Annotated in this window: 11 protein-coding genes; 4 read left to right on the plus strand and 7 right to left on the minus strand. The window is 70.8% G+C overall.

Features of this window, described 5'->3' with window-relative positions; translation table 11 throughout:
* Positions 1–2: 2 nt before the first annotated feature.
* From ACFQU4_RS17870 to ACFQU4_RS17880, 3 genes are all read right to left on the minus strand, one after another.
* Complete coding sequence (locus ACFQU4_RS17870; protein ID WP_377494306.1) at positions 3–2063, minus strand: bifunctional aldolase/short-chain dehydrogenase; 2061 nt, start codon at positions 2061–2063, stop codon at positions 3–5.
* 164 nt (positions 2064–2227) lie between these two features.
* Entirely contained in the window at positions 2228–3394 is a 1167-nt protein-coding gene (gene rhaI, locus ACFQU4_RS17875; protein WP_377494308.1) for an L-rhamnose isomerase, read from the minus strand.
* Positions 3394–5967 carry a family 78 glycoside hydrolase catalytic domain gene (locus ACFQU4_RS17880; RefSeq protein ID WP_377494310.1) on the minus strand — a complete coding sequence of 858 codons (2574 nt, stop codon included), beginning with the start codon at positions 5965–5967 and terminating at the stop codon, positions 3394–3396. The genes rhaI and ACFQU4_RS17880 overlap by 1 nt, the downstream gene beginning before the upstream one ends.
* A 154-nt stretch (positions 5968–6121) precedes the next feature.
* Between ACFQU4_RS17880 and ACFQU4_RS17885 the strand changes: the two genes are divergently transcribed.
* Positions 6122–7183 carry a LacI family DNA-binding transcriptional regulator gene (locus ACFQU4_RS17885; protein ID WP_377494312.1) on the plus strand — a complete coding sequence of 354 codons (1062 nt, stop codon included), beginning with the start codon at positions 6122–6124 and terminating at the stop codon, positions 7181–7183.
* A gap of 112 nt (positions 7184–7295) precedes the next feature.
* Here the strand turns inward: ACFQU4_RS17885 and ACFQU4_RS17890 are convergent, their stop codons facing one another.
* The 4 genes from ACFQU4_RS17890 to ACFQU4_RS17905 are packed head-to-tail and all read right to left on the minus strand — an operon-like array spanning position 7296 to position 11171.
* Complete coding sequence (locus tag ACFQU4_RS17890) at positions 7296–8558, minus strand: M20 family metallopeptidase (RefSeq protein ID WP_377494314.1); 1263 nt, start codon at positions 8556–8558, stop codon at positions 7296–7298.
* The gene (locus tag ACFQU4_RS17895; RefSeq protein ID WP_377494316.1) at positions 8555–9685 is read right to left on the minus strand and encodes an aminotransferase class V-fold PLP-dependent enzyme; all 1131 of its coding nucleotides are present in this window, start codon (positions 9683–9685) and stop codon (positions 8555–8557) included. Before ACFQU4_RS17895 ends, ACFQU4_RS17890 begins: the two co-directional genes overlap by 4 nt.
* Positions 9682–10623 (minus strand): Gfo/Idh/MocA family protein, encoded by a 942-nt coding sequence (locus ACFQU4_RS17900; RefSeq protein ID WP_377494318.1) that lies wholly within the window; start codon positions 10621–10623, stop codon positions 9682–9684. Before ACFQU4_RS17900 ends, ACFQU4_RS17895 begins: the two co-directional genes overlap by 4 nt.
* Positions 10620–11171 carry a CGNR zinc finger domain-containing protein gene (locus ACFQU4_RS17905; RefSeq protein ID WP_377494320.1) on the minus strand — a complete coding sequence of 184 codons (552 nt, stop codon included), beginning with the start codon at positions 11169–11171 and terminating at the stop codon, positions 10620–10622. Before ACFQU4_RS17905 ends, ACFQU4_RS17900 begins: the two co-directional genes overlap by 4 nt.
* A gap of 165 nt (positions 11172–11336) precedes the next feature.
* Here ACFQU4_RS17905 and ACFQU4_RS17910 point away from each other — a divergent pair, with 165 nt between their 5' ends.
* The 3 genes from ACFQU4_RS17910 to ACFQU4_RS17920 are packed head-to-tail and all read left to right on the plus strand — an operon-like array spanning position 11337 to position 16085.
* Positions 11337–13517, plus strand: coding sequence for a hypothetical protein (locus ACFQU4_RS17910; RefSeq protein ID WP_377494322.1), 2181 nt, complete (start codon positions 11337–11339; stop codon positions 13515–13517).
* Positions 13514–14314: an amidohydrolase family protein gene (locus tag ACFQU4_RS17915; RefSeq protein WP_377494324.1), complete on the plus strand. Its 801-nt coding sequence runs from the start codon at positions 13514–13516 to the stop codon at positions 14312–14314. Before ACFQU4_RS17910 ends, ACFQU4_RS17915 begins: the two co-directional genes overlap by 4 nt.
* Positions 14315–14333: 19 nt before the next feature.
* Positions 14334–16085, plus strand: coding sequence for a hypothetical protein (locus ACFQU4_RS17920; protein WP_377494326.1), 1752 nt, complete (start codon positions 14334–14336; stop codon positions 16083–16085).
* Positions 16086–16099 lie beyond the last annotated feature (14 nt).

Consider the following 16099-nt stretch of genomic DNA (forward strand, 5'->3'; position numbering starts at 1 on the left):
TCTCAGCGCAGGAAGGCCGCCGCGACGCCCGAGTCGACCGGCACGTGCAGCCCGGTGGTGTGACTCAGTTCGTCCGAGGTGATCACCGCGACCGCGTTCGCCACGTGTTCCGGCAGCACCTCCCGCTTGAGCAGGGTACGGCCCGCGTAGTAGGCCCCGAGCTCCTCCTCCTTGACCCCGTACACGGCGGCCCGCTTGGCCCCCCAGCCGCCGGCGAAGATCCCGCTGCCGCGGACCACCCCGTCCGGATTGATCCCGTTCACCTTGACGCCGTGCTCGCCGAGTTCGGCGGCCAGCAACCGGACCTGGTGCGCCTGGTCGGCCTTGGCCGCCGAGTAGGCGATGTTGCTCGGGCCGGCGAAGACCGAGTTCTTGCTGGAGATGTAGACGATGTCGCCGCCCATCCCCTGCGCGATCAGCGCCGCCGCCGCGGCCCGCGCGATCAGGAACGAACCGCGCGCCATCACCCGGTGCTGCAGGTCCCAGTCGGCGTCGGTGGTCTCGGTGAGCGGCTTGGAGATCGACAGCCCGGCGTTGTTCACCACAAGATCGACTCCGCCGTACGCGAGCACGGTGGCGTCGATCGCCGCCTGCACCTGATCGGTGTCGGTGACATCGGCCTGGACCCCGATCGCCACGTCCGTGGTGCCGAGCTCGGCGGCGGCCTCCTCGGCCTTGGCCAGATCAAGATCGGCGATCACGACGCAGGCACCCTCGGCAGCCAGCCGGGTGGCGATCGCCTTGCCGATGCCGCTGGCCGCGCCGGTCACCAGGGCGATCCGGCCCGCGTGCGACCGCGGCTTCGGCATCCGCTGCAGCTTCGCCTCCTCCAGCGCCCAGTACTCGATCCGGAACTTCTCCGACTCGTCGATCGGCGCGTAGCTGGAGATCGACTCGGCGCCCCGCATCACGTTGATCGCGTTGACGTAGAACTCGCCGGCGACCCGGGCGGTCTGCTTGTTCGCTCCGTAGGAGAACATCCCGACGCCCGGCACCAGGATGATCGCCGGATCGGCGCCCCGCATCGCCGGGGAGTCCGCGTCGGCGTGCCGCTCGTAGTAGGCCCGGTAGTCGTCCCGGTACTGATCATGGAGCTCGTGCAGCCGCGCCACCGACTCCTCGATCGTCGCCGAGGCGGGCAGGTCCAAGATCAACGGCTTGACCTTGGTGCGCAGGAAGTGATCGGGACACGACGTGCCCAGCTCGCCGAGCCGGCGGTGCTCGGACCGGGACAGGAACTCCAACACCTCGGCCGAGTCCGTGAAGTGGCCGACCATCGGCTTGTCGGTCGAGGCCAGGCCGCGCAGGTGCGGCGCCAGCGCGGCCGCCTTGGCCCGCCGTTCGGCCTCCGGCAGCGCCGCGAAGCCGTCCAGCGCGGCACCGAACGGGTCGGCCTTGCCGTGTTGATCAAGGTAGGCCTGCGCCGTGTTGATGATCCACAGCGAGTTGGCCTCGGCCTCGTCGCTGGTGGCGCCCCAGGCGGTGATTCCGTGGCCGCCGAGGACGGTGCCGATGGCCTGCGGGTGCTCGGCCTTGATCTTGGCGATGTCCAACCCCAGTTGGAATCCCGGCCGCCGCCACGGCACCCAGACCACCTTGTCGCCGAAGATCTCCGCGGTCAGCTTCTCGCCGTCCGCGGCCGTGGCGATCGCGATCCCGGAGTCCGGGTGCAGGTGGTCCACGTGCGGGGCGTCGACCAGCCCGTGCATCGCGGTGTCGATCGACGGGGCGGCCCCGCCCTTGCCGTGCAGGCAGTAGTCGAAGGCCGCCACCATCTCGTCCTCGCGGTCGATCGCCCGCTCACCCCAGGAGGAGTACACGTCGACCAGCGACCGCATCCGGTCCAGCCGCAGCACGGCCAGCCCGGCCGGCTTCAGCGTGCCCAGATCGCCGCCGCTGCCCTTGACCCAGAGCAGTTCCACGTCGGTCCCGGTCACCGGGTCGACCGCGGTCCCCTTCGCCGACGTGTTGCCGCCGGCGTAGTTGGTGTTCCGCGGATCGGCCCCGAGCCGGTTGGACCGGGTGATCAACTCGGTGACGGTGCTGTTGGTCTGCTGGTTCACGTTCACTTTCCTCGAGTTAGTGGACTCATCCGCCCGATCCGGCCCTGCCCGCACCACTTCCCCACACTTCCTGGCACTTCCCGCGAGATATAACTCGCGGGAAGCGCCAGTTTTTCACGTTACGTGAAAAACTTGAGGCGAGCGGGACAGGTGGGGTGGGGGGGTCAGGCGCCCCAACCGGCCTGGTCGCCGCCGACCCGGTCGGCCGCGATCTGATCAAGGTAGCCGCTGGCCAGGAACTCCTTCATCGGGTCCGCCGGCAGCCCGCGGCCGGACCGCCATTCGGCGAGATCGCCACGGACGTCGGTGTAGAAGGCGTCCATCAGGAGCTGGTTCGCGCCGAGCACGTCGCCGGCCTTCTCCGCCGCCAGCAGCTCGTCGGTGTCGACCAGCAGGGCCCGGGCGGTCATCTCCTGGACGTTCAGCACCGACCGGATCTGGCCCGGGATCTTCGCCTCGATGTTGTGGCACTGGTCGAGCATGAAGGCGACCCCGCTGTCCTTGCCGTAGCCCCCGCCGCGGACGACCTCGTACAGGATCCGGAACAGCTGGAACGGATCGGCCGCGCCGACGATCAGGTCGTCGTCGGCGTAGAACCGCGAGTTGAAGTCGAACGAGCCGAGCCGGCCGAGCCGGAGCAGCTGCGTCACGATGAACTCGATGTTGGTGCCCGGCGCATGGTGGCCGGTGTCCAGGCAGACGAACGCCTTCTCGCCGAGCGCCACACAGTGCGCGTACGAGGTGCCCCAGTCGGGCACGTCGGTGGCGTAGAACGCCGGCTCGAAGAACTTGTACTCCAGCACCAGCCGTTGATCATCTCCGAGCTGGGCATAGACCTCGGCCAGCGACGCGGCCAGCCGGTCCTGCCGGCCCCGGAGATCACCCTGGCCCGGATAGTTGGTGCCGTCGGCCAGCCAGATCTTGAGATCCTGCGAACCGGTCGCGGTCATGATCTCGATGCACTCGTGCATGTGCGCGATCGCCTTCTGGCGGACCCGCTCGTCCACGTGGGTCAGGCTGCCGAACTTGTAGTCGTCGTCCTGGAACGTGTTGGAGTTGATCGTGCCGAGCGCGACTCCGTGATCTTGGGCGAACGCGGCCAGCTTGCCGTAGTCGTCCACCTTGTCCCACGGGATGTGCAGCGCGACGGTCGGCGCCAGCCCGGTGTATTCGTGCACCTTGGCCGCGTCGGCGATCTTCTCCTCCGGCGTCCGCGGCACGCCCGGCTGGCCGAACACCCGGAACCGGGTGCCCGAGTTCCCGAACGCCCAGGACGGCAGCTCGATGGCCTGTTCGGCCAGCGCGTCGGTGATGTCGGCAAAGCTACGCATCAGGCTTCCTCCTTCGTCTTCGGTACGGCGGTCCACGCATGATCACCGTGCGACACCTGGTGCTCCGCGCCGTCCGGCAGCCGGACGTCCGCGGTGACCCCGGGCGGGATTGTCGCGGTCAGTTCCACCGCGTCGCCGGACCGCTGCCAGCGCACCGTGATCGGACCATAGCCGCTGTCGTACGAGGCCTCGCACCAGTCCAGCCCGTCCGGCACGATCGGCACGATCGGCGCGATGATGATCTTGCGATAGCCGGGCTCGGCCGGCGCCAGACCGGCCAGCCGCCGGTGCATCCAGTCCGCGACCGCGCCGAACGCATAGTGGTTGAACGACGTCATCTGGCCCGGGTTGATGGTGCCGTCCGGCAGCATCGAGTCCCAGCGTTCCCAGATCGTCGTGGCGCCCATGGTGACCGGGTAGAGCCAGGACGGGTTCTCGGTCGCGGTGATCATCTTCCAGGCCAGGTCCGGCCGGCCGGCCAGCTCCAGCGCGTCCAGGATCAACGGCGTACCGACGAAGCCGGTGCTCACCTTGAAGTCGGCCCGCTCGACCAGGTCGGCCAGCCGCCGGCCGGCATGATCACGCCGGTCCTCCGGCAGGAAGTCCCAGACCAGGGCCATCGCGTACGCGGTCTGGCAGTCGCCGAGCACCCGGCCGGAACCGGTCACGAACTCGTCGATGAACGACTGCCGGCTGCGCTCCGACACCCCGCGGTAGTGCTTCGCCTCGTCGTCCTTGCCGAGCAGTTCGGCCGCGTCGGCGACCAGCGCGGCGGACCGGATCAGGTGGGCCGTGGCGACCACGTCCGGGCTGACCTGGGCCTTGGCCGCGTTCTCCGGCGGTGCGGTCGGGTCCAGCCAGTCGCCGTACTGGAAACCGCCGAGCCAGAGCCCGTCCTCGGTGGCCAGGCTGATCAACTTGTCCACCCAGGCCTTCATGCTCGGGAACTGGGTGGCGACCAGGTCCCGGTCCGCGAAGCGCTGCCAGAGCACGGTCGGCACCACAGCCGCTGCATCGCCCCAGGCCGCGGCGGCCGCGCCGTTGTGCGTTTCGCCGAGCACGTTCGGGATGACGCTCGGCACCGACCCGTCCTCCCACTGGTCGACGGCCAGGTCGGCCAGCCAGTTGGAGAGGAAGCCCCCGGTGTGGAAGAGATAGCTCGCGGTCGGCGAGAAGACCTGGATGTCACCGGTCCAGCCGAGCCGCTCGTCGCGCTGCGGGCAGTCGGTCGGCACGTCGAGGAAGTTGCCCCGCATGCCCCAGACCACGTTCTGGTGCAGCTGATTGAGTTGATCATGAGAGCTCGCCCAGGTCCCGGTGCGGCGCAGGTCGGAGCTGATCGCGACGGCCTCGACCCGGCTCGGATCAAGATCGGCGACGCCGCTGACCTCGGCGTACCGGAAGCCGTGGAAGGTGAACAGCGGCTCGCAGACGTCGTCACCGCCGGACAGCAGGTAGCTGTCGGTGGCCTTGGCCTTGCGCAGCGGACGCACGCCGAGCTCGCCGTGTTCGAGCACCTCGGCATGCCGGATGATCACCTCGGCACCGGCCTCGCCGCGCGTCTTCAGGCGGACCCAGCCGACCAGGTTCTGGCCGAAGTCGATGATCGTCTTCCCGGACGGCGAGGTGATGATCTCCTTCACCGGAAGGGTTTCCACGACCCGGATCGGCGGACCGTACGGGGCGAACAGGGTGTCCAGGTCCCACTCGACCAGTTCGACGCTCTTCGCTTCCTTGCCCGCCGGATCGAGCGGGATCGACAGGTCGGTCCGCTGGCCGTCGTAGAAGTCGTCGGCCAGGATCCCGCTGGCGCAGGACTGCCAGGTCTCGTCGGACTTGATCACCTGCGTCGAACCGTCGGCCTTCGTGATCTCCAGCTGGGCCAGCAGCGCGAGCTTGTCGCCGTAGTGCGCGCGGTGCATGTCCCAGGACATCTGACCGCGGAACCAGCCGTTGCCCAGGACGGCCTGGAACCGGTTCTCGCCGCTGGTCAGCAGCTCGGTGACGTCGAAGCTCTGGTAGCGCAGCCGGCCGTGGTACGCGGTCCAGCCCGGGGCCAGTTCCTCGTCGCCGACCCGGGTCCCGTTGATCGCGAAGCGGTACCAGCCGAGCGCGGTCACGTACAGCCGGGCCGAGGTGATCTCGCCGGCGATCTCCGCCGTGGTGAAGACGATCGGCGCCGGATCCTCCAGCCCCTGGCCGGCCGGCCCGACGAACCGGGCCTGCCAGTCGGAGGCCTCCAGCAGCCCGACCCCGATCGACAGCGGCTCGCTCTCGGCGACCGCGCCGTCGGGCCCGTACGCCCGGATCGTGACGGTGCCGCCGGCCCGCGAGGTGAGCGGCTCCAGCGGCCACGGGACCAGCAGCTGCTCGGCCGACTCGACCCGGGCCACCTGCTCCTCGCCGCCGGCCGGAGTGAAGCCGATCTCGTACGCCTGCTGCTGCCAGCCCGGATCGCCGGTCTCGACCGCCCAGCTCAGTCGCGGGGTCGCGGTACCCAGGGTGCTCGGGTCGTCGTTGTGTTCCAGCAGCACTCGGGAAACCCGGAGTGCCGTCGGAGCCGTCACCGTCATGGAGCCCATCCTTCGTCGTCGTGGGGTGGTGTCACACACGCGCAGCTTTGAATCGTTTCAGACTTTCGGTCAATCTATGCGCACCCGCGTCCTCTGTCAATACGGTCTCCGCCTGTCGGTGGCGCCGTCCCGGGCCCGGGATTAGGTTTCTCGCATGTCAGCAGACGAACGCACGCCGGCTCGGGGACCGAAGCCGCAGGTGAGCATCCGCGACGTCGCGGAACGCGCCGGCGTCGCCCTCGGCACCGTCTCCAACGTGTTGAATCGTCCCGAGAAGGTGGCCGAGGCGACCCGGGAACGGGTGCAGCGCGCGATCGACGACCTCGGCTTCGTCCGCAACGACGCCGCCCGGCAGCTCCGGGCCGGCAAGAGCCGCACCATCGGGCTGATCGTGCTCGACGTCGGCAACCCGTTCTTCACCGACGTGGCCCGCGGGGCCGGCGACCGAGCCGCCGAGGCCGGGCTGTCGGTCCTGCTCGGCAGCAGCGACCAGCGCACCGACCGGGAGTCGGGCTTCATCGATCTGTTCGAGCAGCAGCGGGTGCAGGGCGTGCTGCTCTCACCGGTCGGGGATGTCGACGAGCGGCTGACCCGGCTCCGCGACCGCGGCATGCCGACCGTGCTGGTGGACCGGCTCTCCCAGGGCCGCAACTTCTCCTCGGTGTCGGTGGACGACGTCGGCGGCGGCTACCTCGCGGTGCGGCACCTGATCGAGCAGGGCTGCCGGCGGATCGCCTTCGTCGGCGGCCCGCTGAACATCCTCCAGGTCGCCGACCGCTTGCAGGGCGCGACCAAGGCCGCGGCCGAGACCCGCGGGGTCCAGCTCGAGGTCCTGTCCCAACCCGACCTGACCGTACGGGCCGGGCGCGACGCCGGCCAGGAGATCGTCGAACGAGCCCCGGCCGACCGCCCCACCGGCGTCTTCGCCGCCAACGACCTGATCGCCGTCGGCGTCCTGCAGGCCTTCTCCCTGCTCGGGCCGCTCACCGTGCCCGACGACATCGCGCTGGTCGGGTACGACGACATCGACTTCGCCAGCTCCACCGTCGTCCCGCTGACCTCGATCCGCCAGCCGTCCGAGCTGATCGGCAAGACCGCCGTCGAACTCCTGCTCGCCGAGACCGAGGCCCTCGCCGAGGGCCGAGCCCTGGACCGCCAGCAGGTCGTCTTCCCGCCGGAGTTGATCATCCGCGAGTCCAGCCGCCGCACCCCCTGACCCCCGGGCCCACCCCCACCGCTCCGCAGCCGCGACCGCTGCACCCATCCGCGACCGTTGCAAGAGTCGCGAACGCGAGGAACAATCGCGGCTGCGCAAAGGGGCCGGCGGGTCAGGCGCGGGGGTGGGTGAAGTGGTGGATGGTGCGGGCGTAGACCTTTGCGGCCTGGAGGATCGCGGGTACGGAGACGCGCTCGTTCGGGCCGTGGCAGCAGGTCAGGATGCCGGGGCCGAAGGAGGGCACGGTGGGCAGGCCGGCCAGGTCGAACCAGGGGGCGTCGGTGGCGCCGGGGAAGACACCGAGCGGCGGTACCTCGCCCAGCACTCCGGCGGCGGACCGGCGCAGCGCGGTCACCAGATCATGATCAGCGGGGATCTCGCTCGGCGGGATCCAGGGCAGCTCGGGCTCGGCGGTGATCACGGCGTCGAGCTCCGGGTCGGCCGCCTTCCGTTCGGACAGCCACCGGTTCAGGTCGGCCAGCACGCCCTGCTCGGTCATCCCGGGCAGCGCCCGCAGATCGCAGGTGAAGCGGGCCGAGCCGGGTACCACGCCGTAGTAGACGCCGCCCTCGACCCGGGTGCCGACGTTGAGGGTCGGCCGGACGTCGCCGAGCGGGTGCGGCCGGTAGCTGATGCCGTCGAAGTCGGCCAGGTCGGCCAGCAGCCGGGCCAGCTTCACGTTGGCGTTGATCGACGGCATCCGGTCCGAAAGGCTGCTGTGCATCTGGGTGCCGGTGACGTCGACCCGGAAGCAGAGCAGGCCGCGGGAGACCAGGTGCAGCGCCTGGAAGTCGCGTTCCCAGCCGCTCGGTTCGCCGATCAGGCAGGCGTCGGCACGGTCGGCGATCAGCGGGGCCAGGAACCGCGCGCCGTAGCGGGCGCCGGCCTCCTCGTCGGCGACCAGGGCCAGGGTCACGTCGCCGGCCGGGCCGCCGGTCACCTCCCGGACGGCGTGCAGCGCGAAGATCATCGCGGCGCAGGCGGACTTCATGTCGCTGGCGCCGAGGCCGTACAGCTGGCCGTCGACGATCTCCGCGCCGAGCGGGTCGGTCCGCCACAGGTGTCCCGCGTCGCCGACCGGTTTCGTGTCGACGTGGCCGCACAGCAGCAGCCGCGGACCGCCGGCCGAGCCCGGCACGGTGGCGACCAGGTTGGGCCGTTCGGGCCGCTCGGCGATCACCTCGCCACTGGGCAGCCCGAGGCCGGTCAGGGTTTCCCGCAGGAAGTCGATCACGGCGACCTCGTTCGCCACCGGCGGGATCTGGCTGTCGATCATGATCAACTGCCGGCAGAGGGCGAGCAGGTCGCCGGCGCTCCGGTCCAGTGTGTCGTCCAGCGCCTGATCAATTTCCGGTACGGGCTCGTCGGTGATCATCGGGTGGGCTCCTCCTCGGCGACTCCGGCCAGCAGGGCCGCGACGTCCCGCTCGCCGTTCATGACATGGAACGAGGCCCGGACCCGGCCGTCGCCGGCCCAGACCAGGACTCCCCGCCGGGCCAGCCGTTCGGCCAGCTCCAGCGGGCGCGGATGCAGCCAGGCGACGCTGCCGGAACCACGGCCGGGTGCCGTCGGGGTGATCACCCGCTGCCCGGCCGCGACCAGTCCGGCGGCGGCCAGTCCGGCCAGCCGCAGGGCGTGCCGGGCGACCCGCTCCGGACTGATCCGCTGCAGCGCCGTCAGCCCGGCGGTCAGGCCGGCGATCCCGGCGAACGACGCGGCGCCGAGCCGGAACCGCCCCGCGGTCGGATCAAGCGTGATCATCCGATAACGATCATCGGTGAAGAAGTCCGGCGTCGAGCGCCAGCCGACCCCGCCCGGGACGAAGCCGGGAAGCCGATCATGGTTCCAGACCAGGATGCCGACACCGTACGGCCCGAGTGACCACTTGTACGAGGCCGAGATCCCGATCGCCGCTCGCCCCGGGTCGACCGGCAGCACGCCGAGGGTGTGCGACCAGTCCACGAACAACGGCACGCCGGCCGCATCGGCCACGTCCGCGATCGCGGCCAGGTCGTGCCGGGCGCCGTTGACGTACGAGACGTCGCTGATCGCGATCGCCCGGGTCCGGTGATCGACTTCGGCGGCAAGGTCAGCGGCCTTGATCAACCAGTCCGGCGCATGGCGGACGACCCGGACCTCGAGGCCGTGGCCGGCCAGCCGCTGGAACGGGAAGGTGACGCTCGGATGTTCCAGGTCGTTGATCACGACGTTGTCGCCGGGCCGCCAGGACAGCCCGCCGGCGACCAGGTTCCAGGCGGTCGAGGCGTCGCCCACGAACGCGACCCGGTCCGGGTCGCACCCCACGGTCTGGCCGACGGCCCAGCGCGCCTCGTCCTCGATCGCGAACAGCCGTTCCCGACCGGCCGGGCCGCGGCTCTGCGCCGCCACCGCCTCGGCGACCGCGTCGACGACCGCCGTCAGCGCGGGCGCCTGGGCCGCCGTGTAGAGGTAGCTGCCGGTCAGCCCGGCCCAGGCCGACGGCCCGATCAGCGGCTCGGTCACCGGCGCTCCGCGACGGAGACGGGCGTTCCGCCGGCGCCCGCCGACGCCCGCGCGGCCAGGGCGGTCCGGACCACCGCGATCCCCTCCTCCAGCGTGATCACCACCGGCCCGCCGTCACGGACGAGACCGAGCCAGCCGGCCAGTTCGGCGTCCAGGCCCGGCGCGTCGCTCGGCGGCCAGTGCCGCTGCTCGCCGTCCGGCCAGGTCAGTGTGGTTCCGCGACCGCTCACGGCCAGCCGGGACGTGCCGGCGCTGCCGTACACCTCGAGCCGGTCCCGCGCCGGCGCGCCCTCGGGCAGCAGGTACGACGCCCGCAGCGACCAGACGACCCCGCCGGCGGTCCCCTGGCTGAAGATCAACTCCCGGCCGCCGGCCGCACCGATCTCGGTCGGTGCCGCCCCGGTCAGCCAGTACGCGAGGTCAAGATCATGGACCTGGGTCAGCAACACCGGATCCGGCTCGCCGTAGCGCAGGTGGCCGCGCTCCCGATCACGGCTGGCCGACACGCCGCGCAGCTCGCCCAGCCGACCGCCGGCGACTCCGTCCCGAAGCTCCCGGTGGGCCGCCTCGTACCGCAGCACGTGACCGGGCGTGATCAACTCCGACCCCGCCGAGGCGGCCAGCCGGTCCAGCCCGGCGGCGTCGACCGCGATCGGCTTCTCCAGCAGCACCCGGATGCCGCGGGCGGCCGCCGCCACGGCGAGGTCGACGTGGGTGGCCGCCGGGGTCGCGACCACGACGCCGTCCAGCGGCACCTGTTCCAGCAGTGCGATCGGGTCCTCGAAGCCGGCCGCACCGGGGCCCACCTTGAGCCCGGCCAGCACCCGATCATGATCAAGATCGGCGACGGCGACCGGCGCGACCCCGGCCCGGACCAGTCCGCGTACGTGCAGCAGGCCGAACGCCCCGAGCCCGAGCACGGCGATCCGGGGCGTCATCCGTTCCTCGTCGCGCGAGCCCGGTACGCGGCGGCGTGCAGCCGGTTGCCGCAGGCCTGGCTGTCGCAGTAGAGCCGGGACCGGTTCTTGGTCCGGTCCACGAAGGCGGTGCCGCAGTCGGGCGCCGCGCAGTGCTTCAGCCGGGATCCCTCCCCGCTCTCGAACAGCAGCGCCAGCACCATCGTGCAGTCGGCGATCAGGTGCTCCGACAGCGGTGCGTACGGGGCGAAGTAGTGGATGTGCAGGTCCAGCCCGTCGTGCTCGACCAGCCGCGGATACACCTCGGTGGCGGCCAGCAGCTGGTTGACGATCATGATCCGGGTCGGCTCGTCCGGGGCGAGGAAGATCGCCCGCAGCCGTTCCCGGTACCGGTGCAGCCGCGTCACGTCGGTGTCGGCGGCGGGCTGCACCTCGGTCACAATCCAGGACTGGGCGAGCTCGGCCAGCGCGTCCGCGTCGCCCATCGTCTCGCCCTGGTCGCCGTGCGGCGCGGAGTTGACGAGGTCGGCCGCGACCTGCAGCACCCGAGCGTGGTCCGTCAGCACCATGCCCATGATCGTAACGGCTCCCCTCCTTCGCGGACAGAGCCACGGTCGTTGTTTCTTCCTTGTAATTCGAGAAGATCTTGACACTGCTCGCGCAGCGCTCCTAATCTCGTCGTCAGGTGCTATCTCGTTGCACTCATGATGCGCCGGGACCAGGGAGGGTCGGGGATGACGGACGCCGACGCAACGCCCCAGCAATCCGCGGCCGAACCGCCGTACGCCTTCCGGGAGCGACTGACCACGGTGCACCGGACCGACCGGCGCGATCCCGCGGCCCGGCCCGAACCGGATGAGCTGGTGCTCGACGAACGCTGGATGATCATCGTCGCCCCGGACGCGCCGGAGCCGGTCCGGCACGCGGCCCGTGATCTGCAGGACTACCTGGCGATCAGCATGGGCCTCGACGTACCGCTGGCCCGGGTCGCCGAGCCCGGTCGGCCGGTGATCACGATCGGCCCGAGCACCGCGGCCGAGCCGAGCTCGCCCGGCAGCTATCTGATCATGGTCGAGCCCGACCGGATCGAGATCAGCGGGGCCGATCCCCGCGGCACGGCCCAGGGCTGCTACTTCCTGGAAGACCTGCTGAACCTGCGGACCGGGCCGTACCTCTCACCGCAGCGCACGGTCCGGCAGCCGCTGTTCTCGCCGCGGATGACCCACTCCGGCTACGGCCTGGACGACTTCCCCGACGACTACCTGAACCAGATCGCCCACTCCGGGATGGACGCGGTGGTCCTGTTCGCTTCCGGACCGGACCGGACCCCGGACGAGTTGATCAACCGGGCCCCGGACCGGCACAGCCCGGGCCGGCATCAACGCTTCGCGGACCTGGTCCGGCGCTGCCGGCGGTACGGGCTCGACGTCTACCTCTACGCCTACCTGCACGGCCTCCGGGCGCCGCACCCGGCCGACCCCGGCGCCGCCGAGTTCTACGACCGGACCTACGGCGCCCTGTTCGAGGCCTGCCCGGACGCCAAGGGACTGATCCTGGTCGGCGAGTCGATCGAGTTCCCGAGCCGGGACCCGCGGACCACCGGCCGGCTCCGGCTCGACCCGGCCCCGGACGGGCTGCCCGACGACCGGCCCAGTCCCGGCTGGTGGCCGTGCGAGGACTACCCGGACTGGGTGGCGATGGTGCGCGACTCCTGCCGCCGGTACAACCCGGACGCGGAGATCATCTTCTGGACCTACAACTGGGGCTGGGCTCCGGAACAAGATCGGCTCCGGCTGATCGAACGGCTGCCCGGCGACATCACCGTCCAGGCCACGTTCGAGATGTTCGAGGCGGTCGAGCACGACGGCGTGATCAACGCCTGTGTCGACTACACCGCCTCCGCGGTCGGGCCGGGCCGCTACTTCGCCGGTGAGGCCGCTGCCGTGCACGCCCGCGGGCTGCGGCTGTCGTCCATGGTCAACACCGGCGGCCTGACCTGGGACATCGGCGTGATCAACTACCAGCCGATCCCGCAGCAGTGGGACCGGCGGCACCGGGCCGTGGTCCGGGCCCGGCAGGACTGGGGCCTGACCAGTCTGATGGAGAACCACCACTACGGCTGGTGGCCGTCGGTGATCAGCGACCTGGCCAAGTGGAACTACTGGGAGCCCTCCCCCGTCGGCGCGCTCACCATCGAGGCGCTGGCCCGGCGCGACTTCGGAGCCGGTGCCGATCACGCCGTCGCCGCCTGGCAACGGTGGAGCGACGCGTTCACCGACTACGTGCCGACCAACGCCGACCAGTACGGGCCGTTCCGGATCGGCCCGAGCTACCCGCTGACCCTGTTCCGGGTCCCGTCGCTCAGCGTCGCCGATCATGCGATGTTCGGCGACCTGATCGTGACGATCCCGTACCGTCCGGATCAGGGCGGCAGCCGGCCGGTCACCGCGAATCCCCTGCGGATCAAGGGAGAACTGGCCAGTCTGGAACGGATGGCGGCCGCCTGGCAGGAGGGTCGAGCGCTGCTGGCCGAGGCCGTCGCCGCCGCCCCGCCCCATCGCCGCACCGAGAGCGAGCGGATGGCCAACCTCGGCGCCTACATCGGGCACTGCGTGCGGACGACGATCAACGTCAAGCGGTGGTGGCTGGCCCGGTCCCGGCTGCTGGTCGAGGACGACCCGGACTGGGCCGACCAGCTGATCGACGAGCTGGCCGCGATCGGCGCCGCCGAGTTGATCAACGCCGAGCAGACGATTCCCTGCCTGGACGCCGATTCCCGCCTCGGTTGGGAGCCGTCGATGGACTATCTGGGCGACGCCGACCACGTCCGCTGGAAGCTGGCCCACCTGCGCCGCGTCCTGGAGCGTGAGCTGCCGGACTACCGCGCCTCGCTCCGGCTCCGGAGCCGATCATGATCAACGACGCCCACATCCACCTGTTCCGCACCGGGTACGGACTGGATACCGCGCCCGACGACGAGCTGCGCCACTACCTCGCGATCCGGGAGGCGGCCGGGATCGACCGGGCGGTCGTCGTCGGCTACGAGGGCCTGCCGCAGTTCCGCGGCAACAACGACTACGTGATCGCCGTCGCCCGGAAGCATCCGTGGATCGTGCCGCTGGCGTACCTCGACGTCACCGAGGCACCCGCCCCCGCGACCCTGGATCGCCTGTGTGAGCAGGGATTCGCCGGCTTCTCGCTCTACCTGGCCGGGGCCGAACCGGGCCTCGACGCCTGGCCGGCGAACAGCCTCGCGGCGCTGTCCGGAGCGCTGCTCAGCGTCAACGCCGACCCACCCTCGCTGGTCCGGTCCGAGCCGGTGCTGGCCGGCCTGACCCGGAGCACGATCATGATCAGCCACCTGGGCGGACCCGGCACCGCCATCGCCGGCGTCGGCGCGGCGGAGGCGGCCGGGCGCCTCGCTCCGGTGCTCCGGCTGGCCCGTCATGATCAGGTTCGGGTCAAGCTGTCCGGCCTGTACGCCATCGATCCGCAGTATCCGCACCGCGCTGCCGAGGGCGCGGTCGAAGCGCTGCTGGCCGGCACCGAGACCGGGAAGCTGCTCTGGGGTTCCGACTTCACGCCGGCCCTGCAGGCGGTCGACCCGGATCAGCTGACCCGGCTGCCGGACTGGCTCGGCCGCCGGCTCGGCGCCGCCCGGCCGGACGTCCTCGGCGGCAATCTCGCCGCCCTGCTCGCGCCGCGTTCGTAGCCAAGGAAGGGTTTCCACGATGATCATGCCCGACACCCCGCGGCTGTCCCGCCGCACCTTGATGTCAGGTCTCGGCGCGGGCGCGCTGGGCCTCGGCACCGCCGCCGTCGCCGGTTGCAGCCCGGGCGACACCGAACCCGAGCAGCCCAAGGGGCTGGACGGCGCCGAACGGAAGGAGCTCGGCGCGGAGCTGGACGGCCCGCTCTACCCGGACGGCTATGTCGGCCCGCGGGCCCGGGACCTGAAGCCGTTCGCCGACGGCTCCCGGACCTTCAAGATCGTCGTCTCCCAGGACGCCTCGGTGGTCGGCGACTGGAACAAGAACGCGTTCAGCGCCTGGATGGAGAAGACCACCGGCGTCAAGGTCGAGTACCAGGCCGTGCTGACCCAGAACACCGACGGCTCGGCCGACCTGACCAAGATCAACGCGATGCTGGCCTCCGGCGAGCTGCCCGACGCCTTCCTCGGGATCCCGTTCACGGCCGCCCAGATCTCCCTGTACGGCAGCCAGGGCGTCTTCGTGGCGCTGGACAAATACATCGAGACCCTGGCGCCGGCCATGCGGCAGGCCCGGCAGGACTACCCGGACCTCACCGCGAACCAGAAGTCCCTGGACGGCAAGATCTACCAGTTCAAGGCGCTCAGCGACTGCTACCACTGCAAGGTCAGCCCGGCCCGGGCCTGGATCAACCAGCGCTACCTGGAGCGGGTCGACGCGGAGATGCCGACGACGACCGAGGAACTGCGTCAGGTGCTGCGGCTGTTCAAGGACCGCGACCCGTCCGGCACCGGGGCGATGCTGCCGCTGGCCGCCGGTGTCAACGGTTCCCTCGACTCGTACTTCCTGAACGCCTTCCTCTACAACCCGGGCGGCCGGGCCACCGGCGGCTGGCTGCGGCTCAACGCCGACAAGGTCGAGTTCGTCGCGAACACCGACGCCTGGCGGGAGGGGATCCGGTTCCTGCACAGCCTGTACGACGACGGGACGCTGACCAAGGAATCGTTCACGATGACCAACGACGCCGTGCTCAAGGCCGGCAACCAGGGCCGGATCGGTTTCGCCCGCCGCTACTACCAGGGCGACTTCATCGATGTCGATCTTGAACCGGACTCGCCGTGGCGGGACTACGTGGCGGTGCCGCCGCTGAAGGGCCCGCAGGGCGTCCAGTACGCGGGCTGGGACTACACGCTGCTGACCGGGCCGCCGTTCGTGATCACCAGTTCCTGTGCCGCGCCCGACCTGCTGGTCCAGTGGGCCGACACCCAGCTGGACCTGACCGCCCAGTGCAACGCCTATGCCGGCGTCCAGGGCGACAACTGGGACTGGGCGAAGCAGGGCGACCCGGGGCTGAACGGCGAGCAGGCGGTCTGGCGGGCCAAGCAGTGGCCGGCGCCGGCCGGCCAGAGCTGGTCGCTGCGCCAGATCTACTACCTGTCCAGCGGTTTCCGCAACGGCCAGTACTCCAACCCGAAGAGCTCGGACTTCGAGAAGGAGCTCTACCAGGCGACCACGGCCTACGAGCCGTTCGCCGAGCCGCGCGACCAGTGGCTGCCGCCGTTGATCTTCGACGAGGCGCAGGCCGCCCAGCAGGCCGATCTGGCCCAGACCATCGACGGCCACGTCAAGCAGAGCCTGGCCGCCTTCGTCACGGCGGAGAACGACATCGACGACGACGCGGCCTGGCAGGCCTACCAGCGCACGTTCGAGGAGATGAACCTGCCCGGCTATCTCGAGCTCTACCAGCAGGCGTACGACAACCGCCCCCGCTGACTCTTCGACAGAGG

It is taken from the genome of Microlunatus sp. GCM10028923, assembly GCF_042666975.1.
In the GTDB taxonomy this organism is placed as follows: domain Bacteria; phylum Actinomycetota; class Actinomycetes; order Propionibacteriales; family Propionibacteriaceae; genus Microlunatus.

Excerpts from the sequence above, each read along its gene's own strand:
- rhaI (WP_377494308.1), bottom strand. The coding sequence starts at position 3,394 with ATGCGTAGCTTTGCCGACATCACCGACGCGCTGGCCGAACAGGCCATC.
- ACFQU4_RS17880 (WP_377494310.1), bottom strand. The coding sequence starts at position 5,967 with ATGACGGTGACGGCTCCGACGGCACTCCGGGTTTCCCGAGTGCTGCTG.
- ACFQU4_RS17885 (WP_377494312.1), top strand. The coding sequence starts at position 6,122 with ATGTCAGCAGACGAACGCACGCCGGCTCGGGGACCGAAGCCGCAGGTG.
- ACFQU4_RS17890 (WP_377494314.1), bottom strand. The coding sequence starts at position 8,558 with ATGATCACCGACGAGCCCGTACCGGAAATTGATCAGGCGCTGGACGAC.
- ACFQU4_RS17900 (WP_377494318.1), bottom strand. The coding sequence starts at position 10,623 with ATGACGCCCCGGATCGCCGTGCTCGGGCTCGGGGCGTTCGGCCTGCTG.
- ACFQU4_RS17905 (WP_377494320.1), bottom strand. The coding sequence starts at position 11,171 with ATGGTGCTGACGGACCACGCTCGGGTGCTGCAGGTCGCGGCCGACCTC.
- ACFQU4_RS17910 (WP_377494322.1), top strand. The coding sequence starts at position 11,337 with ATGACGGACGCCGACGCAACGCCCCAGCAATCCGCGGCCGAACCGCCG.
- ACFQU4_RS17915 (WP_377494324.1), top strand. The coding sequence starts at position 13,514 with ATGATCAACGACGCCCACATCCACCTGTTCCGCACCGGGTACGGACTG.
- ACFQU4_RS17920 (WP_377494326.1), top strand. The coding sequence starts at position 14,334 with ATGATCATGCCCGACACCCCGCGGCTGTCCCGCCGCACCTTGATGTCA.